General features: G+C 71.3%; 20 protein-coding genes and 1 riboswitch. Of the genes, 11 read left to right on the top strand and 9 right to left on the bottom strand.

Annotation, left to right across the window (positions count from 1 at the left end; all coding sequences use genetic code 11):
• Window positions 1-100 precede the first annotated feature (100 nt).
• From ABZ154_RS04530 to ABZ154_RS04515, 4 genes are read right to left on the bottom strand one after another with little or no spacing between them, the layout of a single operon-like run.
• Window positions 101-970 carry an ABC transporter permease gene (locus ABZ154_RS04530; RefSeq protein WP_356828952.1) on the bottom strand — a complete coding sequence of 290 codons (870 nt, stop codon included), beginning with the start codon at window positions 968-970 and terminating at the stop codon, window positions 101-103.
• The gene (locus tag ABZ154_RS04525; protein WP_356828950.1) at window positions 967-2,229 is read right to left on the bottom strand and encodes a betaine/proline/choline family ABC transporter ATP-binding protein; all 1,263 of its coding nucleotides are present in this window, start codon (window positions 2,227-2,229) and stop codon (window positions 967-969) included. The genes ABZ154_RS04530 and ABZ154_RS04525 overlap by 4 nt, the downstream gene beginning before the upstream one ends.
• The gene (locus ABZ154_RS04520; RefSeq protein ID WP_356828948.1) at window positions 2,222-2,869 is read right to left on the bottom strand and encodes an ABC transporter permease; all 648 of its coding nucleotides are present in this window, start codon (window positions 2,867-2,869) and stop codon (window positions 2,222-2,224) included. The genes ABZ154_RS04525 and ABZ154_RS04520 overlap by 8 nt, the downstream gene beginning before the upstream one ends.
• A 42-nt stretch (window positions 2,870-2,911) precedes the next feature.
• Window positions 2,912-3,385, bottom strand: a complete 474-nt coding sequence (locus tag ABZ154_RS04515) for an Lrp/AsnC family transcriptional regulator (protein ID WP_356828946.1) — start codon at window positions 3,383-3,385, stop codon at window positions 2,912-2,914.
• A 122-nt stretch (window positions 3,386-3,507) separates the two neighbouring features.
• Here ABZ154_RS04515 and hppD point away from each other — a divergent pair, with 122 nt between their 5' ends.
• Entirely contained in the window at window positions 3,508-4,653 is a 1,146-nt protein-coding gene (gene hppD, locus ABZ154_RS04510) for a 4-hydroxyphenylpyruvate dioxygenase (protein ID WP_356828944.1), read from the top strand.
• Between the two features lie 71 nt (window positions 4,654-4,724).
• Here the strand turns inward: hppD and ABZ154_RS04505 are convergent, their stop codons facing one another.
• Window positions 4,725-6,398 (bottom strand): tetratricopeptide repeat protein, encoded by a 1,674-nt coding sequence (locus tag ABZ154_RS04505; RefSeq protein WP_356828942.1) that lies wholly within the window; start codon window positions 6,396-6,398, stop codon window positions 4,725-4,727.
• Between the two features lie 98 nt (window positions 6,399-6,496).
• Between ABZ154_RS04505 and ABZ154_RS04500 the strand changes: the two genes are divergently transcribed.
• Window positions 6,497-7,864, top strand: coding sequence for an FAD-linked oxidase C-terminal domain-containing protein (locus ABZ154_RS04500; protein ID WP_356828940.1), 1,368 nt, complete (start codon window positions 6,497-6,499; stop codon window positions 7,862-7,864).
• Window positions 7,865-7,886: 22 nt separating this feature from the next.
• Here ABZ154_RS04500 and ABZ154_RS04495 read toward each other — a convergent pair whose 3' ends face one another.
• A complete protein-coding gene (locus ABZ154_RS04495; protein WP_356828938.1) occupies window positions 7,887-8,369 on the bottom strand; it encodes an SsgA family sporulation/cell division regulator in 483 nt (160 codons plus the stop codon).
• Window positions 8,370-8,618: 249 nt separating this feature from the next.
• On the opposite strand from ABZ154_RS04495, the gene ABZ154_RS04490 reads away from it, so the two are divergent.
• Window positions 8,619-10,112 (top strand): RDD family protein, encoded by a 1,494-nt coding sequence (locus ABZ154_RS04490; RefSeq protein WP_356828936.1) that lies wholly within the window; start codon window positions 8,619-8,621, stop codon window positions 10,110-10,112.
• 127 nt (window positions 10,113-10,239) lie between these two features.
• A complete protein-coding gene (locus ABZ154_RS04485) occupies window positions 10,240-10,914 on the top strand; it encodes an RDD family protein (protein WP_356828934.1) in 675 nt (224 codons plus the stop codon).
• A 60-nt stretch (window positions 10,915-10,974) separates the two neighbouring features.
• Here ABZ154_RS04485 and ABZ154_RS04480 read toward each other — a convergent pair whose 3' ends face one another.
• On the bottom strand, window positions 10,975-11,301 hold the full coding sequence (locus ABZ154_RS04480) for a hypothetical protein (protein ID WP_356828932.1): 327 nt from the start codon (window positions 11,299-11,301) through the stop codon (window positions 10,975-10,977).
• Window positions 11,302-11,670: 369 nt separating this feature from the next.
• Here ABZ154_RS04480 and ABZ154_RS04475 point away from each other — a divergent pair, with 369 nt between their 5' ends.
• Together ABZ154_RS04475 and ABZ154_RS04470 are read left to right on the top strand one after the other, a co-directional pair.
• Window positions 11,671-14,082, top strand: coding sequence for an immune inhibitor A domain-containing protein (locus tag ABZ154_RS04475; RefSeq protein ID WP_356828930.1), 2,412 nt, complete (start codon window positions 11,671-11,673; stop codon window positions 14,080-14,082).
• A gap of 124 nt (window positions 14,083-14,206) precedes the next feature.
• Window positions 14,207-14,578, top strand: a complete 372-nt coding sequence (locus tag ABZ154_RS04470; protein ID WP_356828928.1) for a hypothetical protein — start codon at window positions 14,207-14,209, stop codon at window positions 14,576-14,578.
• Window positions 14,579-14,646: 68 nt separating this feature from the next.
• Here ABZ154_RS04470 and ABZ154_RS04465 read toward each other — a convergent pair whose 3' ends face one another.
• Together ABZ154_RS04465 and ABZ154_RS04460 are read right to left on the bottom strand one after the other, a co-directional pair.
• The gene (locus tag ABZ154_RS04465) at window positions 14,647-15,243 is read right to left on the bottom strand and encodes an isochorismatase family protein (protein WP_151512628.1); all 597 of its coding nucleotides are present in this window, start codon (window positions 15,241-15,243) and stop codon (window positions 14,647-14,649) included.
• A gap of 206 nt (window positions 15,244-15,449) precedes the next feature.
• The gene (locus ABZ154_RS04460; RefSeq protein ID WP_356828926.1) at window positions 15,450-16,781 is read right to left on the bottom strand and encodes a nicotinate phosphoribosyltransferase; all 1,332 of its coding nucleotides are present in this window, start codon (window positions 16,779-16,781) and stop codon (window positions 15,450-15,452) included.
• A gap of 79 nt (window positions 16,782-16,860) precedes the next feature.
• On the opposite strand from ABZ154_RS04460, the gene clpS reads away from it, so the two are divergent.
• From clpS to ABZ154_RS04435, 5 genes are all read left to right on the top strand, one after another.
• The gene (clpS, locus tag ABZ154_RS04455; protein ID WP_030567742.1) at window positions 16,861-17,178 is read left to right on the top strand and encodes an ATP-dependent Clp protease adapter ClpS; all 318 of its coding nucleotides are present in this window, start codon (window positions 16,861-16,863) and stop codon (window positions 17,176-17,178) included.
• 56 nt (window positions 17,179-17,234) lie between these two features.
• Window positions 17,235-17,846 carry a DUF2017 domain-containing protein gene (locus tag ABZ154_RS04450; protein ID WP_356828924.1) on the top strand — a complete coding sequence of 204 codons (612 nt, stop codon included), beginning with the start codon at window positions 17,235-17,237 and terminating at the stop codon, window positions 17,844-17,846.
• 157 nt (window positions 17,847-18,003) lie between these two features.
• Window positions 18,004-18,426, top strand: a complete 423-nt coding sequence (locus ABZ154_RS04445; RefSeq protein ID WP_151512624.1) for a M67 family metallopeptidase — start codon at window positions 18,004-18,006, stop codon at window positions 18,424-18,426.
• A gap of 82 nt (window positions 18,427-18,508) precedes the next feature.
• A riboswitch (cobalamin riboswitch) is annotated at window positions 18,509-18,628 on the top strand.
• A 58-nt stretch (window positions 18,629-18,686) separates the two neighbouring features.
• On the top strand, window positions 18,687-19,685 hold the full coding sequence (locus ABZ154_RS04440; RefSeq protein ID WP_356828922.1) for an ABC transporter substrate-binding protein: 999 nt from the start codon (window positions 18,687-18,689) through the stop codon (window positions 19,683-19,685).
• Complete coding sequence (locus ABZ154_RS04435; RefSeq protein ID WP_356828920.1) at window positions 19,682-20,722, top strand: iron ABC transporter permease; 1,041 nt, start codon at window positions 19,682-19,684, stop codon at window positions 20,720-20,722. The genes ABZ154_RS04440 and ABZ154_RS04435 overlap by 4 nt, the downstream gene beginning before the upstream one ends.

Below are 20,722 nucleotides of genomic sequence, written 5' to 3'. Positions count from 1 at the left end.
GGCGAACCGCTCTTGAGCCCGCAGCCGCCCAGGAGGAGGGCCAGGGACAGGCAACAGGACAGGGCTGCCCGGGCCTTGAAGGACCTGCCGTACGTCACCCTCACCGCTCCTCCAGCCCGCGCGGCGTCAGCACCAGTTCGGCCAGCGAGGCCAGCCAGTCCACCAGCAGCGCCAGCACCACCGTCAGCACCGACCCGATGATCAGCACCGGCATCCGCTGCGTCTGGATCCCCGAGGTGATCAGGTCGCCGAGCCCGCCGCCCCCGCCGAACGTGGCCAGCGTCGCCGTACCGACGTTCAGGACGAGTGCCGTACGCACCCCCGCCAGGATCAGCGGCACCGCGAGCGGCAGCTCCACCTTCATCAGGACACCCCGCCCGGACATCCCCATCCCGCGTGCCGCCTCGATCATGTTCGGCTCGATCGCGCGCAGACCCGCCACCGTGTTGGAGAGCACCGGCAGCACCGCGTAGATCACGATGCCGATGATCGCGGTCCGCGGCCCGATGCCCAGCCAGATCACCAGCAGCGCCAGCAGGCCGATCGCCGGGGTCGCCTGCCCGATGTTGGCCAGCGCCGTGAACGCGGGGGCGGCCTTCCGCAGCCGCCGCCGGGTCAGCGCGATGCCCAGCGGGATCGCGATGATCAGCACCCAGAAGGTGGAGATCGCCGTCAGCCGTACGTGCTGCCACCAGCGCAGCTGCACATTGCCGCCGGAGAGAGAGTTCTCCGCGATCGAGTCCAGGTGGATGCTGGTGATCCACACGTATGTGATGACCAGGATGACCGCCAGCACCACCGGCAGGACCACCAGCTTCCGCCAGGTGATCCGGCGCGCCGGGGCGGCCGGGGCGGGGGAGGGGTCGCTCTCCTCGTCGTGGAACGCGTGACCCTTGACGTCGTGCTCGCCGGGCGGCCGGGTGGGGGTGGCCGGGCCCTTGCCGGAGCCTGACTGGTGGCTGGGGCTCATACTCCGCCGCCACCCCCCTCCAGCTCCTGCTCCGTCTGGTGCACGCGCTGCTCCTCCAGCTCGTGCTGGTGCTCCATCGCGGTCAGCCGGTCGGCCTCCAGCAGCTCCTGCACGTTGTCCATCAGCGTCTTCATGTCGACGACCCCGATGAACTCGCCGCGCCGCCCGGTCACCGCGACCCGCCCCCCGCTGTCGGTCAGCACCGCCTCCAGCGCGTCGTGCAGCGTCGCGTCCCGGGTCACGGTGTCGTGGACCAGCTGCCCGGCCCGCGCCAGCGAACCGCGCGCCCGCATCAGGTCGCCGCGCCGCAGCCACTTGTACGGGCGGTTGCGGCGGTCCAGCATCAGCAGCTCGTTGTGCGGGCCGTTGCGCAGCTTGTTGAAGATCGTCTGGAGCGGGTCCTCGACCGTCACCGTCGGGAAGTCCGCGATGCCCACATCCCGTACGCGGGTGAGGTTGAGCCGCTTCAGGGCCGCGCCCGCGCCGACGAAACCGGAGACGAAGTCGTCCGTCGGGTTGGTCAGGATCGCCTCGGGGGTGTCGAACTGCGCGATGTGCGACCGCTCCCGCAGTACGGCGATCCGGTCGCCGAGCTTGATCGCCTCGTCGAAGTCGTGGGTGACGAACACGATCGTCTTGTGCAGCTCGTGCTGGAGCCGGATCAGCTCGTCCTGGAGGTGGTCGCGGGTGATCGGGTCGACCGCCCCGAACGGCTCGTCCATCAGCAGCACCGGCGGATCGGCGGCCAGCGCCCGCGCCACGCCCACGCGCTGCTGCTGCCCGCCGGAGAGCTGGCGCGGATAGCGGCCGTGGAACTCGCGCGGGTCCAGGCCCACCAGGTCGAGCATCTCCTCCACCCGGTCCCTGACCCGGGACTTGGACCAGCCGATCATCTTCGGGACCAGGGCGATGTTGTCGGCGACCGTCATGTGCGGGAAGAGGCCGGAGGACTGGATCGCGTACCCGATCTTGCGGCGCAGCTTCACCGGGTCGATGTCGGTGACGTCCTCGTCGCCGATCCTGATCCGGCCCGAGGTGGGCTCGATCAGCCGGTTGATCATCTTCAGCGTGGTGGACTTCCCGCAGCCGGACGGGCCGACGAAGATCACGGTCTCGCCGGCCTTGATCTCCATCGAGACGTTCTCGACGGCCGGGTACGGGTTGCCCGGGTACTTCTTGGTCAGGTTCTCCAGCTGGATCGTGGCCCCGGAGGTGGCGGTTCCGTCCGTCGCGACGGCCTCGGTCTCGGTCTCAGGCACGGATCCCCCTCGGGATGGTCAGCCGCCCCAGAAGGACGTACGCGGCGTCGAAGAGCAGGGCGAGCACGACGATGCCGAGCGTGCCCGCGAGGACCTGGTTGATCGCGTTGGCGCTGCCCAGCGAGGCGATGCCCCGGAAGATCTCGTTGCCGAGGCCGGGCCCGGAGGCGTACGCGGCGATGGCGGCGATACCCATCAGCATCTGGGTGGAGACCCGGATCCCGGTCAGGATCGGCGGCCAGGCCAGCGGCAGTTCCACCCGGCACAGCCGCGCCGCCCGCGACATCCCGATGCCCGTCGCCGCGTCGACCAGCGCCGGGTCGACGCCCCGCAGCCCCACGATGGAGTTCCGGACGATGGGCAGCAGCCCGTACAGCGTCAGCGTGATCACGGTCGGCGTGACCCCGAGCCCGACCAGCGGGATCAGCAGACCGATCGCCGCGAGCGAGGGGATGGTGAGGATCGTCGCCGTGGAGGTGATCGCGAGGGAGCCGCCCCAGCCGCTGCGGTAGCTCACCACCCCGATCACCACACCGAGCACGGTGGCGATGACCATGCACTGGAAGACCGCGCTGACGTGCTGGAGCGCGTCCGTGAGGAGCTGCTGGTGGCGGGTGTTCAGGTACTCCCAGAAGCTCACACGGCACTCCCTCAAGCTCAGTGGGCGTTCCGGGCCCTCGGCTCAGTCGGTGTCCTGGGCCGCCTGTTCCACCAGCGGGATGACCCGCAGCGGAACCGGGTTCTCCATGACGATCGCCGTGGAGGCCCGGACGATGCCATCAAATCCGACAACCCGGTCGATCACCCGCTGAAGATCGGCGTTGGAACGGGCCACCAGCCGGCAGAACATGTCGCCGTGCCCGGTGGTGGTGTGCAGCTCCAGCACCTCCGGTACGCCGCCCAAATGGGCCCGCACGTCGGCCCCTTGCCCCTGCTTGATCTCCAGCGTCGCGAACGCGGTGACCGGGTAGCCGAGTGCCGCCGGGTCCACGTCGGGGCCGAACCCCCGGATGACGCCATTCGACTGAAGGCGGTCCAGCCGCGCCTGTACGGTCCCGCGCGCCACGCCGAGCCGCCGGGATGCTTCGAGGACGCCGATGCGCGGCTCCCGCGCGAGCAGCACGATGAGCCGGCCGTCCAGATGATCGATCGCCATGAGCCCTCCTCCGGTGGTCACCCTGTACAGATGGTCCGGCCATCATGGCGAGCGACTGCACACATTGACCAGTGAATGTGCGAACTATTGCGCACCTTGCGATGCGGGGAGAGCCTTCGAACATGACTGAGACTCTGCACACCAGCCCTGACACCGCCGCGCAGGCCGACCGCTTCCCGGTCAAGGGAATGGACGCGGTCGTCTTCGCCGTGGGCAACGCCAAGCAGGCCGCGCACTACTACTCGACCGCTTTCGGGATGAAGCTCGTGGCGTACTCCGGACCGGAGAACGGCAGCCGCGAGACCGCGAGTTACGTCCTGGCCAACGGCGGCGCCCGCTTCGTCTTCACCTCCGTGATCCGGGCGACCACCGAGTGGGGCACCTTCCTCGCCGACCACGTCGCCGAGCACGGCGACGGTGTCGTCGACCTCGCCATCGAGGTCCCGGACGCGCGCGCCGCCTACGCGTACGCCGTCGAGCACGGCGCCCGCGGCCTCACCGAGCCGCACGAGGTCAAGGACGAGCACGGCACCGTCGTCCTCGCCGCCATCGCCACCTACGGCAAGACCCGCCACACCCTGGTGGAGCGCTCCGGCTACGACGGCCCGTACCTCCCCGGCTTCGCCGCCGCCAAGCCGATCGTCGAGCCGCCGGCCAAGCGGACCTTCCAGGCCATCGACCACTGCGTCGGCAACGTCGAGCTCGGCCGGATGAACGAGTGGGTCGGCTTCTACAACGAGGTGATGGGCTTCACCAACATGAAGGAGTTCGTGGGCGACGACATCGCCACCGAGTACTCCGCCCTGATGTCGAAGGTCGTCGCCGACGGCACGCTGAAGGTGAAGTTCCCGATCAACGAGCCGGCGATCGCGAAGAAGAAGTCGCAGATCGACGAGTACCTGGAGTTCTACGGCGGCGCCGGCGTCCAGCACATCGCGCTCGCCACCAACGACATCGTCTCCACGGTCCGCTCGATGCGCGCGGCCGGTGTGCAGTTCCTGGACACGCCCGACTCGTACTACGACACCCTCGGCGAGTGGGCCGGTGAGACCCGGGTGCCGGTCGAGACGCTGCGCGAGCTGAAGATCCTGGTCGACCGCGACGAGGACGGCTACCTGCTGCAGATCTTCACCAAGCCGGTCCAGGACCGCCCGACCGTCTTCTTCGAGATGATCGAGCGCCACGGCTCCATGGGCTTCGGCAAGGGCAACTTCAAGGCCCTCTTCGAGGCGATCGAGCGCGAGCAGGAGAAGCGCGGCAACCTCTGAGCCCTCCACGTACGCCACTGCGGTCCGGGGCAGCACCCCGGACCGCAGTGGCGTACGCCGTTCTCGAGAAGCTACGGAGACTTCGAGGCGTCGGCCTCCACCGCCGCCGGGCTGCTCGGGGCCGGCTTCGACGGGGCAGGGGCCGTCTTCGAGGGGGCCGGGGCCGGGGCCTCCGCCTTGGGGGACTCGCGCGTCGGCTCGGGCTTCGGCTCCGGCTTCGATTCCCGCTTCGGCTCAGGGGCCGGCGGAGGCGGCGGCTGCATGTCCCCCGGCCCGCCCGGCGGCGGCTCACCCAGCGCCTCCAGCGCCTCCCGGGCCTTCGGCGCGTCCAGCGGCGAGAAGGCCGGGTTGGTGCGCAGCGCCTGCTCCAGGTGGCGACGGGCGGGACCGTACTGCGCCAGCTCCCGTTCGATCACGCCCAGGTGGTACGCGTACGAGGCGTTGCGCACGCCCGTGGCCACCGCCTGCCGCGCGTACTCCAGGCCCTCCTTCGACGTGCCCGCCCGGTGCAGCGCCCAGCCCAGCGCGTCCGCCACCGCCGCACTGCGGTGCTGCTTCTTCCACTGGCCGCGCAGCAGCTCCACCGCCACCGCCGGGTCCCCGTGGTCACTCTCGTAGCGGGCCTGGATCAGCGACTCGTCGACCCCGGCCGCCTTGGCCTGGTCCAGCAGCTGGGCCAGCTTCTTGTACTGGCTCTGGGCGTCGCCGTCGAGCCCCAGGGACGCGTACAGCTCGCCCAGTTCGAGGACGTAGGCCGGGCGCGGGAGCTCGGTGACCGCGCTCTGGTACGCGGCCAGCGCCTCGTCCGTCCGGTCCAGCGCCACCAGGGCCCGGGCCTTGCCCGCCAGGGACGCGTGGTGGCCGGATTCCGTGCGCAGCGCCGCGTCGAACTGCGCCACCGCCTCCTCCGGCTCGCCCCGCTCCCAGGCCAGCTCGCCGAGGCGGTGCAGCGCCTCGGCCTTCTCGGCGGGCGCCACCGCCCGGTCCGCGGCCTCCCGGGCGGTGGCCAGGGCGTCCTCGCGCCAGCCCTGGCTCCGGTAGAGGTCGGCGGTGCGGGCCAGCGCCGGGACGCCCTTGCGCAGCTCGCCGAACTTCTCCGTCGCCTCGGTCGCCGCCCTCTGATCGCCGAGACCGGTGTAGGCGTCGATGAGGACCGGGTACACACTCCAGGCCTTCGGGTCCTGCTCGCGTACCGTCTCGCCCCACCGCCTCGCCGCCAGGAAGTCGTGCCGGGCGTTGGCCAGCGCCGCCATCCCCACCCACGCCTCCCCGTTCCCGTCCTCACCCGGCCGGGCCTCCAGCGACCGCTTCAGGGCCTCCTCGGCGCGCCCGAGATACGCCGCGTCCGCCGAGCGCCGCCCCCACTCCACGTACGCCGAACCGAGCGTCGCCCACGACGGCGCGTCGCCCGGGTGGGACTCCACCCACTTCTGCCGGTCCCCGATCAGCGCGGTCAGGTCCGAGAGGGAGGCGGGGGAGCCCGCCGTCGCCGCCGCCTCGGCCCGCTCCACCGGGCCCGGCTCCTTCGGGCGGTCGTCCTTCCCGTCCGGTACGGCCACCAGCGCCCCGGCCAGCAGCACACCCGCCGCCACCGCCCCGAACGCGGCCCGGCGCAGGGTCGTCCGGAGAGTGGGCGGGGGAGGCGGTACGGCCGTGGCGCCTTCGGCGGGCATCGCGTAGGGGCCGTGCGGGGACGGCTCGGGCGGCCGGCGGGACTCGGGATCCTGCTGGGGCATGACATCCATGGCCATCACTGTGCGTCAGTCATACGAGCACACCGCGCCTTGGGATCGCTCCCGCCGACGGGTTCACACCATTGGCCCCCGGGTGCCACGCTGGAACCATGAGCGATCTTCTCGAACGCCTGCGCACCGGGCTCCCCGCCGAGGCCCTGATCACCGATCCGGACGTCACCGCGTCCTACGCCCACGACATGGCGAGCTTCTGCGAGGCCGGCACCCCGGCCGTCGTCGTGCTCCCGCGCACGGTCGAGCAGGTCCAGCACGTGATGCGCGCCGCCACCGACCTGCGCGTCCCGGTCGTCCCGCAGGGCGCCCGTACCGGCCTGTCCGGCGCGGCCAACGCCTCGGACGGCTGCATCGTGCTGTCCCTGGTGAAGATGGACCGGATCCTGGAGGTCAGCCCGGTCGACCGGATCGCCGTCGTCGAGCCGGGCGTCATCAACGCGGTGCTCTCACGCGTGGTGAACGAACACGGCCTCTACTACCCGCCGGACCCCTCCAGCTGGGAGACCTGCACCATCGGCGGCAACATCGGCACGGCCTCCGGCGGCCTGTGCTGCGTGAAGTACGGGGTCACCGCCGAGTACGTCCTCGGTCTGGACGTCGTCCTGGCCGACGGGCGGCTCCTGACCACCGGCCGCCGGACGGCGAAGGGGGTCGCCGGATACGACCTCACCCGGCTCTTCGTCGGCTCCGAGGGCAGCCTCGGGATCGTCGTCAAGGCCGTCCTCGCGCTCAAGCCGCAGCCGCCGCAGCAGCTCGTCCTCGCCGCCGAGTTCCTCTCGGCGGCCGCCGCCTGTGACGCTGTGTGCCGGATCATGGAACGCGGTCACACCCCGTCACTCCTCGAACTGATGGACCGGACGACCGTGCGTGCCGTCAACGAGCTGGCTTCCATGGGGCTGCCGGAGACCACCGAGGCGCTCCTCCTCTGCGCCTTCGACACCCCCGACCCGGCGGCCGACCTCGCCGCCGTCGGAGCGCTCTGCACCGCGGCCGGCGCCACCGACGTGGTCCCGGCGGACGACCCCGCCGAGTCCGAACTCCTCCTCCAGGCCCGCCGGATGTCGCTCACCGCACTGGAGACCGTCAGGTCCGCCACGATGATCGACGATGTCTGCGTACCGCGCTCGCAGCTCGGCGCCATGCTGGAGGGCACCGCCGCCATCGCGGAGCGGTACGACCTGACCATCGGCGTCTGCTCCCATGCGGGCGACGGCAACACCCACCCCGTCGTCTGCTTCGACCACACCGACCCCGACGAGTCCCGCCGGGCCCGCGAGTCCTTCGACGCGATCATGGCGCTCGGTCTGGAGCTGGGCGGAACCATCACCGGCGAACACGGCGTCGGCGTCCTCAAGAAGGAGTGGCTCGCCCGCGAACTGGGCGAGACCGGTATCGAGCTGCAGCGCGGCATCAAGGCCGCCTTCGACCCGCTCGGCCTTCTCAACCCGGGCAAGCTCTTCTGACACCCGCTCCCCACGGGGGCTCTCACATTTCACCTTCCTGGGACGGCGACTCGTCCGCCGACCACGGGTCGCTCAGCCACAGGTCGTCCGCCGGCAGCGGGGCCAGCAGCTCCGCCAGCGCCTCGTCGATCCCGAGCCGGTCGCTCTCCGTGCCCGGCGGCACCACGCGCAGCGTCCGCTCCACCCAGGCGGCCACGGCGGCCGAGGGCACCTCGAGGAGGGCGTTGCCGTCCGGGGAGGTGAGGGCCACGCAGATCACGCTGCAGTGGTCGATCTTCGTCGGCCAGATCCGTACGTCCCCGTGCCCGCACGGCCGGAACACCCCTTCCACCAGCAGTTCCCGGGCGAACGTCCAGTGCACGGGGGACTCGGAGCCGATGTGGAAGGCGATGTGCACGGCGTACGGGTCGTCCGTGCGGTACGTCAGCCGGGCGGGGACCGGGATGGACCGCTCGGGGGACAGGACGAGCTTCAGTTCCAGCTCACGTTCCACGATGTTCATCATGAGAATGCACGACCTTCCGGTGCTCATGGGCCGGTCCCACTGACCGTCCCGCACAAGGAGAGAGCGCCCTCCCCGCCACCTATTACGCGACTTCTCAAAAAAACTTCGATCGGTTGCGAAAGTTGTCCCAAACAGGCGGACCGGCCCGGGGGAACGTGGCGGTCTGATAGATGTGGACCCTTGTATTGAGGCCGTCCGCCCTCCCGGCGCCGAACGGCCTGAGGCCTCGAAGAGATACGGGACCCGCTGATGAGCGCGCCAACTCCGGCACCCGGTGACGACAGCCCCCGTGAGGGCTACTACCCCGACCCCTCCATCCCCGGCTACGTCCGGTACTGGAACGGCGCGTCCTGGGTGCCCGGTACGAGCCGGCCCGCGCCGCAGCAGGCCGCACCGGTGGAGGAGACCGGGCCGATCTTCTTCGACGAGGAGGACGGCCTCCCGGACGGCACGGGCGGTACGGACTCCTCGGGCGGATCCGTCGGCGCCGACCGCTACGAGTCCGACGCCGAGGCAGGGTCCGTCTGGCAGGCGGACTCCGCGCGCCAGACCGGCTTCGGCGGGGAGCGGGACCGCCGGATCTCCTGGGGCGGTCCGGCACCGGAGCCCGCCGCGGCCCCGGCAGACCCGCGCACGCCCCTGGCGCAGGACCCGACCCGCGGCGCGCTGCCGGGGATGCGGCACGAAGCCGGGGCGGCGGAGGGGGCCGGGCCGCGTCCGCCGACGGAGGGCACGGTCACGATCCGCGCGGTGGGCCCGCAGGCCGGTGCCCTACAGCCGAACGCCGTAGGGGGAAGTGCCCCGCGCCCCGACTCCGTACAGCCGAACGCCGTTGCGCCGCAGGGGCCGCAGGGGCCGCAGAACGTCAGCGTGGCACCGAACGTGGGCCCCGTGCGGGCCCCCGGGCCCCAGGCGCTCCCGGCGCCGGCGCCCGCCTCCCAGGAGGCGCGCCAGGGACCGGTCCAGGCCTCCGCCGCCCCCGCCGTACCCACGCCGCTCACGCCGGGCCCCGGCGGCGGTTCGGCGTCCTGGGCACAGCAGGTCCACCGACTGGCCCAGCCCGAGCCGCAGCAACAGACCCCCCAGCCCCAGCCCCAGCAGCAGCAACCGCAGCACCATCAGCAGCCCCACCCCCTGCCCCACCAGCAACAACAGCCCGCCTTCGCGCAGTCCGGGTCCGGGGCGGCGGATCAGCCCGTCGTGCCCTGGAAGCCTCCGGCGGCCGACGACCCCTTCCAGCAGCTCGTCCGCGCCCAGGCGGCGGCCCGGCCCGCCGGGCTCGGCAAGCGGTTCGCCGCCCGGCTGGTCGACAACCTGGTGCTCGGCACGGTCGTCGGCGCGGTGGCCATCCCCCTGGGCACCCAGGCGATGGACCACATCGACCGCAAGATCACCGCGGCGAAGCAGACCGGCGAGACCGTCACCGTCTGGCTGCTGGACTCCACCACCGGGACGCTGCTGGGGGCTCTGGTCGCGGCCTTCCTCGTCCTCGGCTTCCTCCTGGAGGCGCTGCCCACCGCGAAGTGGGGCCGGACGCTCGGCAAGAAGCTCTTCGGCCTCGACGTACGGGACATCGAGTCCCGCGACGCGCCCACCCTGGGAGCGGCCCTGCGCCGCTGGCTCGTCTACGGGGTGCTGGGGCTCCTGGTCATCGGCGTGGTCAACGTGCTCTGGTGCCTGATCGACCGACCCTGGCGCCAGTGCTGGCACGACAAGGCGGCCCGCACGTTCGTGGCGGGCTGAGCGAGGCCGGGGGAACACGGCCGGCGGGCAGGTCCTGGAGGCCCGCCGTAGACTCGTATGCCGCCCCGCGTCCCCCGAACGCACCTGAGCCGTTGCGGGTCCCGGTGGCTCGGGATGCACTGCCCCCATGAGCAACGACCAGCCGACGCCCGGCCAGCCGCCAGAGGACGACGATCCGTTCCTCAAGAAGCCGCAGGAGCCCCCGCCGCCGTCAGACGGTCAGCCGCCGTACGGTCAGCCGCCGTACGGGAGCGCGCCGCCCCCTCCGCCGCCCCCGCCCCCGCCGAACGACCCGTACGGAGGCGGCGGGGGTTTCGGGGCGCCGGACCCGCTGGCCGGGATGCCGCCGCTGGCCGAGCCGGGCAAGCGGATCCTGGCCCGGCTGATCGACTTCCTCGTCATCTCGATCCCGCTGTACCTGATCTCGCTCCCGTGGGGCGGGGCGATCGATGTCGACGGGGACGGCGGCGACGGGTTCGACGGCGCCTACAGCGGCCACCAGTTCCTGTGGTCGTTCATCGGCCTGGTCGTCTACGTCGCGTACGACACGTACTTCACGCACAAGGACGGCCGGACCCTGGGCAAGCGGCTGCTGAAGCTGCGCGTGGCCATGCTCAACGACGGCCGGGTGCCCGACACCGGGGCTGCGCTGATGCGGGCCGTCGTCCTGTGGGCTCCGGCGCTGCTGTGCTGCCCGTGTCTGTGGTGGCTGATCAACATCGTGATGATGTTCACGGACAAGCCCTACCGGCAGGGGCTCCAGGACAAGGCGGCCAAGACCGTGGTGGTGGCGGCCCGGTAGGCGCAGCCCGGCAGCCTGGCGGGTACGTCGTTCCGCCCGGCTGCCGAAGGCGCAGGTCGCTCAGCGGCGCAGCGAGTGCTGCCGGTTCGCCTGCTGGGACGAGCGGGCGGCCGGCACCCGCTCCCGGGCGCCGAGGCCGTCCAGAGCGTGGTGCGTACGGGCGGCGGAGGCGTGGGCGGTCCGCTGCGGTCGCACCGTCCGGCTCGGGGCGGCCTGCCGGGGCTGGGGCAGGCGTACGGCCACCAGCAGGCCGAGCGCGAGCGCGGTGACGGCGGCGAGGGCCACGCCGATGCCCGATTCCGTACCGGAGAGCAGCAGCAGGGCGAGGGTCGTACAGATGACGGTGGCCGAACCGTAGACGAGCTGTGCGGCAGTCGGACGCAGCATGACGGTTTCCGTCCTCGGGACGTCGGATGGGCGGGCGGTAGGCACGTGCACAGGCGCCTTCCGACCCTACGACGGTGGATGCCCGACAAGGACCGATAGTAAGCGTGACCTAACCCACGGTACCGGTGCACAGGGGGCGCACGGAGTCACGGCTCTCACCAACCGGACGGCGTGGCGCGCCCGTTGACGGTGATCCTGTCCGCATACCGGAAGAGCGCTCCTGCATAGTGCACTTGGTCTGTTCAAGTCAAGGTCTGTCTTTTCTCTCGCAACTCCGATCGAATGTCGTCACTTGTGACGCGTTTACGCGCGCGGCCCTCTCCACACCCCCCTGGCCGCTGCGCGGACGCCCGGGGAGGACTGCATCAAGTGACCAATCAGAGACGCGCGCTTCGCGCCGCTGCTGTTGTCGTGGCCATGGCCGCGACCGCGGCGACGGCGTCGACCTTCGCCACCGCCCAGGCGCATGACACCACGTCAGGTTCCGCCGCTTCCGCCGCACCCACCGTCGACCGCCATGACCCGGCGCCCGGCAAGGGACACGTGGAGCACAACCTCGAAGGCCCCTTCAGCGAGCAGCAGGCAGCGCAGCGGGAGGCCGCGCTGGAGCAGGTGCTGTCCGGGGACAAGAAGGTGACCAACCGGAGCGGCTCCAAGGTCGTCAAGCTCGGCGACAAGAAGTACGTGGAGCTCGGCCGGGAGAAGACCGACAAGATCTTCACCATCCTGCTGGAGTTCGGCGACAAGGTCGACGACACCACGATGTTCGACCCGGACGGCGACGGCCCCAAGCCCCCGGTCAAGAAGTACGGCGGCACGCCCGGCCCGGCGCACAACGAGATCGCCAAGCCGGACCCGAAGAAGGACAACAGCACCGCCTGGAAGGCCGACTACAACCAGGCGCACTTCGAGAAGCTGTACTTCGGCGAGGGCAAGAACGTCCACTCGCTCAAGACCTACTACGAGAAGACCTCCTCGGGCCGTTACTCGGTCGAGGGCGCGGTCTCCGACTGGGTGAAGGTCGACTACAACGAGGCCCGTTACGGCTCCAACTACTGCGGCCAGTCCAACTGCGCCAACGTCTGGGACGCGGTCCGCGACGGCGTCAACGCCTGGGTCGCCGACCAGAAGGCCAAGGGCCGTAACGACGCGCAGATCAAGGCGGACCTGGCCGAGTACGACCAGTGGGACCGCTACGACTTCGACGGCGACGGCAACTTCAACGAGCCGGACGGCTACATCGACCACTTCCAGCTGGTCCACGCCGGCGAGGACGAGTCCGCGGGCGGCGGCGCCGAGGGCCCCAACGCCATCTGGGCGCACCGCTGGTACGCGTACGGCACCAACGCGGGCGCGACCGGCCCGGCCGACAACAAGGCCGGCGGCGCGCAGATCGGTGACACGGGCATCTGGGTCGGCGACTACACCGTCCAGCCGGAGAACGGCGGTCTGGGCGTCTTCGCCCACGAGTACGCCCATGACCTCGGCCTCCCGGACCTGTACGACACCTCCGGCGGCGGCGAGAACTCGGTCGGCTTCTGGTCCCTGATGTCGGCGGGCTCCTGGCTCGGCACCGGCAAGGGCGAGATCGGCAACCTGCCGGGCGACATGACCTCGTGGGACAAGCTCCAGCTGGGCTGGCTCGACTACGACACGGCCAAGGCGGGCAAGACCTCGCTGCACAAGCTGGGCGTCTCGGCTTACAACACCAAGGACCCGCAGGCACTCGTCGTCGAGCTGCCGGCCAAGCCCGTCACCACCACCGTCGTCAAGCCCGCCGAGGGCACGAAGCAGTGGTGGAGCGACCGGGGCGACAACCTGTCGAACACCCTGACCCGCTCGGTCGACCTGACCGGCACGTCGTCGGCGAAGCTGGACCTCTCGGGCTGGTACGACATCGAGGCCGACTACGACTACCTCTACACCGAGGTGTCCGACAACGGCGGCACGAGCTGGACCGCGCTCGACGGCACCGCCGACGGCAAGGCCATCCCGCGCGACGCCAGCGACAAGCCGGCCCTGACCGACGTCTCGGGCGCGTACCAGAAGCTCTCCTTCTCCCTCGACGCCTACGCGGGCAAGAAGGTCGACCTCCGCTTCCGCTACCAGACGGACGGCGGCGCGGGCGGCAAGGGCTTCGCGGCCGACGAGATCACCATCACCGCCGACGGCGCCACCCTCTTCTCGGACAACGCCGAGGGCGACGACAGCGGCTGGACGGTGAAGGGCTTCTCGCGGATCGGCGAGTCGTTCACGCAGGACTACCCGCAGTACTACATCGCGGAGAACCGCCAGTACGTGTCGTACGACGAGACCCTCAAGGTCGGCCCGTACAACTTCGGCTTCTCCACCACCCGCCCCGACTGGGTCGAGCACTACGCGTACCAGACGGGTCTGCTCGTCTGGCTCTGGGACACCTCCCAGAAGGACAACAACACCTCCGCCCACCCGGGCGAGGGTCTGATCCTGCCGGTCGACGCGCACGCCAAGCCGCTCAAGTGGAAGGACGGCTCGCTCCTGCGCAACAAGATCCAGCCGTTCGACGCCCCGTTCAGCTGGTACCCGAACAAGGGCTTCACGCTCCACAACGCGGACGTGCCGCTGAGGATCCAGCCCTCGCTGGGCAACCCGGTCTTCGACGACCGCAAGGGCACCTACTGGTACAAGGAGAACCCGACGGGCAGTGTCAGGGTCTCTGACACCAACACCCGCATCTCCGTCCTCCTGGAGCCGCTCAACGGCTCCTCGATGACCGTGATGGTCGGCCCCTCGGGCCGATAGTTCCGTAACGCCGCAGGTAAGAGCATGATCGGCCGTAGCCCTCTAGCGGGCGGCGGCCGATCGTGTTTAGGTGCGTCTTGTTCACATCCTTATTGACACGACGTCTCACGGGGGAGTGCGAAGCATGGCAGGCGGAGGTTTCTGCAGGTTGCCGAACGGCACGGTGGTGGTGGCCCTCACCCTCACCAGACCGACGGAGGGCGCACCGTCGTGCGCCGCCGGTACGGGGGCGGGCCCCGGGGCCCCGGTACGGGTGCTGGTCCACGCCGCGAACCGGGCGCGCGCCCTGACCAGGCTGCGCAACCTCGGGCTGCGGGCGGTGTACCTGCGCGGCAACGACCGGCCGCCCACACCGGACGAGATCACGGCGGTGCTGCACCACCCGGACGGCCTGCTGTGGCGGGCGGCGCCCCAGGCGGGCCAGGAGCTGTGGCACCCGATCAGGGCCCTGCTGGGCCCGGCGGGGTATGCCGGACCCGCCCGCCCAGCGGCATAGGGGCGCCGCTCTCCGAGGGGCTGCGGCGGGGCTGCGGAGCCTCGGGGGGCCTGCAGGGCCTCGGGGACTTACAGGGCCTCGGCCACGACCGGCTTCCCGGAGAGCTTCACGCCCGCCGTCCGGAGCTCGTCCAGGGCCTTCTCGGTGGTCGCCGGCGAGACCCCGGCGGTCAGGTCGAGCAGCACCTGGGTGACGAATCCCTCACGGGCCGCGTCCAGGGCGGTGGCCCGTACGCAGTGGTCGGTGGCGATGCCGACCACGTCGACCTCGGTGACGGACCGCTCGCGCAGCCACTGGGCGAGGCCGGTCCCGTTCTCGTCGGAGCCCTCGAAACCGCTGTACGCGGCCGAGTAGGCGCCCTTGTCGAAGACGGTGTCGATGGCCCCGGAGGCGACGGCGGGCGCGAAGTTCGGGTGGAACCCGACCCCCTCGGTCCCGGCGACGCAGTGCACCGGCCAGGAGTCCACGAAGTCCGGGGTCTCGGAGAAGTGGTCACCGGGGTCGACGTGGTGGTCCCGGGTGGCCACCACGTGCCGGTAGCCGGGCTGGGCCTCACCGATGAGGTCGGTGATGGCGGCGGCGACGTCGGCACCACCCGCCACCGCGAGGCTGCCGCCCTCGCAGAAGTCGTTCTGAACGTCGACGACGATCAATGCGCGGTGCATGGCGGGTGTCCTTTGGTGGGGAGAGGGAGAGCGGTGTATTCCAACGTTCACGGGGATGCCAACGAGCGTAGAGACTAGAAGCCCACAATCAACCCCTACCCACTAGGGCTTCTCCACCCCGCCGACACACCGATCCACCCCGCCGGGTCACCATCCGGTCCGTCCGGCGCTCGAGGGCGAAGCGGCCCAGCCGGACGCCCCCGGCCTCACACGTACTCCGTCCCCAGCACCGGCTCCCCCCGCGACAACTGCATCGCCGACATCGGCAGCCCGGCCCGAGCCGAGACGTGCCGCTCCCGAGGAGCCTCCAACGGCTCCCGGGCCACCACCTGACCGCCCCGCACCAGCTCCACCTGCAGCTCCCGCCCCGCCAGCTCCTCCGGCACCGCCCCGGTGCCGATCACCTCGGCCTCGGCGACCCCGTGCCCGTCGACCCGGCGCGCCGCCCACTTCCTGCCCCCCACCGACGACTTCGCACCCAGCGACTTCTTCGCCACCGGCACCAGCGGAGCACCCGCGTCCCCCGACCCGCCTGCCCGGGCCACCAGCTTGTAGACCATCGAGCACGTGGGGTGCCCGCTCCCGGTCACCAGCTGCGTGCCGACCCCGTACGCGTCCACCGGTGCGGCCGCCAGCGAGGCGATGGCGTACTCGTCCAGGTCCGAGGTCACCACGATCTTCGTGCCCGTCGCCCCCAGCTCGTCCAGCTGCTGCCGCACCCGGTGCGCGACCAGCAGCAGGTCCCCGGAGTCGATCCGTACGGCCCCGAGCTCGGGGCCCGCGATCTCCACCGCCGCCCGCACCGCCTCGGACACGTCGTACGTGTCGACCAGCAGCGTCGTGCCCCGCCCCAGCGAGTCCACCTGCGCCCGGAACGCGTCCCGCTCGGTGTCGTGCAGCAGGGTGAAGGCGTGCGCGCTGGTGCCCACGGTCGGGATCCCGTAGCGGAACCCGGCCGCCAGGTCGGAGGTGGCGTCGAATCCGCCGACGTACGCCGCTCGCGCCGAGGCCACGGCCGACAGCTCGTGCGTCCGCCGCGCCCCCATCTCGATCAGCCGGCGCCCCCCGGCGGCGGCCGACATGCGCGAGGCGGCGGCCGCGATCGCGGAGTCGTGGTTGAGGATGGAGAGGATCACCGTCTCCAGCAGCACGCACTCGGCGAAGGAACTCTCCACCCTCAGGATCGGCGAGCCCGGGAAGTACACCTCGCCCTCCGGGTAGCCCCAGATGTCGCCGCTGAAGCGGTAGCCCGCCAGCCATTCGAGGGTCGGCTCGTCGACGATGTCCTGCTGGCGCAGGAAGCCGATGATCTCGTCGTCGAAGTGGAAGTTCTCCACCGCGTCCAGCACCCGGCCGGTGCCCGCGACGACCCCGTACCGCCGCCCCTCGGGCAGTCTGCGGGTGAACGCCTCGAAGACGGAGTGCCGGCCGGCGGTGCCCGCCTTGAGGGCCGCCTGCACCATGGTCAGCTCGTACTGGTCGGTGAAGAGCGCGGTCGACGGAACGCCGACCCGTCGCCCGAGGTCCGCTGAGTTCATGGCTGGGATGCTACCCCCTATTCGTCAAAGTGACGAGATGTGGGGCCGGTTTGTGCGCCCGGGCCGCTCGGGTGGCAGCATGGGACAGGTGAGCGTTGCTACCCCCGTAGAGATCGAACGTCCTGATTCGGCCGAGGAGACCTTCGCGGTCCCCGAGCCGGACGTCCCGTGGGTGACGCTCGTCCACAACGACCCGGTCAATCTCATGAGTTATGTGACCTATGTCTTCCAGGCCTACTTCGGCTACTCCAAGGACAAGGCGCACAAACTCATGCTCGACGTGCACCAGAAGGGCCGCGCCGTCGTCTCCAGCGGGAGCCGCGAGGAGATGGAGCGCGACGTCCAGGCCATGCACGGCTACGGGCTGTGGGCCACCCTCACCCAGGACCGCAACTAGCGTCCTCGCCGCCGTACGCACCCCCTGCCCCGTTTCGACCCACCATCGGAGAATCCATGGCCGGCCACTTCGAGGCCACCCCGGGCGGCGGCGCGGCCGTCGCGCTCGACGAGGTCGAGATCTCGATCCTGCGCTCCCTCGCCGTGCAGCTGCTCGAACTGATCGGCCCGGGCGACACGCCCGCCGACGGCGAGGACCCGCTCGCCGCGCTCTTCGCCGAGGGGCCCAGCAAGCCGCCCTCGGACCCGGCCCTGGCCCGGCTCTTCCCCGACGCGTACGGGGGTCCCGACGGGCCCACCCCCGAGGGCAGGTCGCAGGAGGAGCTGCGGGAGCTGTCCGCCGAGTTCCGCCGCTTCACCGAGACCGACCTGCGCTCCCGCAAGCGCGAGGACGCCCTCGCCGTCGTCCGGACGCTGGACGCGCTGTCGCCCGCCGGGGGCGGCGGAGCCGTACTCACCCTCACCGCCGAGGAGTGCCGCGCCTGGCTCGGCTCGCTCAACGACCTGCGCCTGACCATCGGCACCCGGCTGGAGGTCTCCGACGAGGGCGAGGGTGAGGAGGCCTCGCTCTACCGGCTCCCCGACAGCGACCCGCGCAAGCCCATGGTGATGGCCTATCTCTGGCTCGGCGCGCTGCAGGAAACGCTCGTCGAGACACTGATGCCGTAGTCGTTCCGCGCCGCCCCCCCGGGCGTACTCCGTTCGCTCGGCGGAGGCTCGGATCCGACCGCCCCGGACCATCCCCCCGTGGCCCCCGGTGTCCACCATGCGGTCCCTCCCGTACCACCCACCGGTACGCGAGGGCCCGCATGCCTATCCTGGCGCCATGCTGACCATCACCCAGGCGCTCCACGACCAGATCGTCGCCCACTCCCGCGCCGACCACCCCGACGAGGCGTGCGGCGTGGTGGCGGGCCCGGCCGGAACGGGGCGCCCCGAGCGCTTCATCCCGATGCTCAACGCCGCCCGCTCGCCCACGTTCTACGAGTTCGACTCCGGCGACCTCCTCAAGCTCTACCGCGACATGGACGACCGCGACGAGGAGCCCGTGGTCATCTACCACTCGCACACGGCGACCGAGGCCTACCCCTCCCGCACCGACGTGACGTACGCCAACGAGCCCGGCGCCCACTACGTCCTGGTCTCCACCGCCGACACCGACGGCGCCGGCCCCTTCCAGTTCCGCTCGTACCGGATCGTGGACGGCGAGATCACCGAGGAGGACGTGCAGGTCGTCGAGGCGTACTGAGGCCTGCCGATTCCCCCGGGCCCGCGTAGCCGCCGCACGGGTCTGGCACACTGCACCCGAGACCCGACCACAGGGCAGCAGGAACCAGGAAGCCGGTGCGAATCCGGCACGGTCCCGCCACTGTGACCGGGCCCCCTCCCGTACGGACGACTCCCCAGCGGACGACTCCGTACCGGAGGGCGCGCCCGGAAGCCAGGAACTGGCCCGCTGCCTTCTCGCATCGACCAGGGGACGCGGAAATCCCCCGGAGAGGCCCCGCCATGTCCTGGCGCACCCCCGCGCTCATAGCCGCCGCCGTGCTGCTCCCGCTCGCCCTCACCGCCTGCTCCACCCCGGACGGCGACAACGCCGGCACCGGGAACGGCGCCACGGCGAAGAGCGACGGCTTCCCGTACACCGTCACCAACTGCGGTGTCACCACCACGTACAAGGCCCCGCCGAAGCGCGTGGTCACCATGAACCAGCACGTCACCGAGATCATGCTGGAACTGGGCCTGACCGAGTCCCTCGCCGGCACCGCCTACCTCGACGACAAGGTCCTGCCGAAGTACGCGAAGGACTACGCGTCCGTCCCGGTCATCGCCAAGGAGTACCCCTCCTACGAGCAGGTCCTCGCCACCGGCCCCGACTTCGTCTACGGCGGCTACAGCAGCGCCTTCACCGCGGGCGACGGCCGCAGCCGCGAGGCGTTCGAGAAGTCCGGCATCGGGACCCGGCTCAACACCGAGAGCTGCGCCAAGACCGACACCCCGATGGAGACCCTCTACGAGGAGATCCGCGAGGTCGGCCGCACCTTCGGCGTCCCCGACCGCGCCGAGGCCTGGATCAAGCAGGCGAAGGCCGACAACGCGGCGACCGCCGAGAAGCTGGCGGACCTGAAGCCGCTCCCCGTCTTCGTCTACGACAGCGGCGACAAGACCGCGTTCACCGCGGGCGGCAAGGGCATCGGCAACGAGCTGATCGAGCGGGCCGGCGGCACCAACATCTTCGCCGACCTCGACAAGTCCTTCGGGGACGCCTCCTGGGAGAACGTCGTCGCCCGCAGGCCCGAGGCGATCGTGATCTACGACTACGGCGCCACCACCGTCGAACAGAAGAAGAAGCGCCTCCTCACCGACCCGGCCCTCGCCGACGTCCCCGCCATCAAGAACAAGCGCTTCGCGGTCATGCCGCTCTCCGACGCGGTCCTCGGCGTCCGCGTCCCCGCCGCCGTCGGGAAACTCGCGGCCCAGCTCCACCCGGCGGCCACCACCTCGTGACCTGCCGCACCCCCGCACCGCGGCGGCTGCTGCGCTACACCCTGGTCGTCGGCGTCCTCGCCGGCCTCCTCGCAGCCGCCGTGGTCGCCGCCCTCGCCCTCGGCTCCGTCCGCATCCCGCCCGGCCAGGTGATCGACATCCTGACCGGCCGGGCGGACGCGAGCCCCTTCCGCACGATCGTCCTGGACGTCCGGCTGCCCCGGGTCCTGCTCGGCATCGTCGTCGGCGCCGGACTCGCCGTCATCGGCACCGTCCTCCAGGCCCTAGTACGCAACCAGCTGGCCGACCCGTTCCTCCTCGGCGTCTCCTCCGGCGCCTCCACCGGCGCGGTCCTGGTGATCGTCCTCGGCATCGGCGCCACCCTCGCCACCACCGTCACGATCCCCGCCGCCGCCTTCGCCGGCGCCCTGCTCTCGCTGCTGCTCGTCTACACCCTGGCGCGCGGCGGGGGAGGCCTCACCACCAACCGGCTCGTCCTCGCCGGGGTCGCCGTCTCCTACATACTCTCCGCCTTCACCAGCCTGATCCTGGTCACCTCCGCCCGCGCCGACCACCTCCAGGAAGTCCTCTACTGGACCCTCGGCGGCCTCGGCGCGGCCCGCTGGGACATGCTCGCGCTCCCCACGGTCACCCTGGTCGCCGGTACGGCCGTACTCCTCACCCTGGCCCGCCCGCTCGACCTGCTCCTGGTGGGGGAGGAGGGCGCGACCGTCCTCGGCCTGGACACCGCCCGCTTCCGGGCCGCCGTCTTCGTCCTCGCCTCGCTGATGACCGGGGCGCTCGTCGCGTACAGCGGGGCGATCGGCTTCGTCGGCCTGATGGTCCCGCACATGGCCCGGATGGCGGTCGGCGCCTCGCACCGCGCGCTGCTCCCGGTCGTGGCGCTCGGCGGGGCGGTGTTCCTGGTACTCGCCGACCTGGCCGCCCGGACGCTCGCGGCCCCGCAGGACATCCCGGTGGGCGTGCTCACGGCGCTGACCGGGGGCCCGTTCTTCCTGTGGATGCTGCGCCGCCGCCCCGAGGGAGCACCCGCATGA

The sequence above is a fragment of the Streptomyces sp. NPDC006261 genome, assembly GCF_040613515.1.
GTDB lineage: Bacteria > Actinomycetota > Actinomycetes > Streptomycetales > Streptomycetaceae > Streptomyces.
Note: the sequence above shows the minus strand (reverse complement) of the source record. Positions and strands in the feature narration are given on the sequence as shown.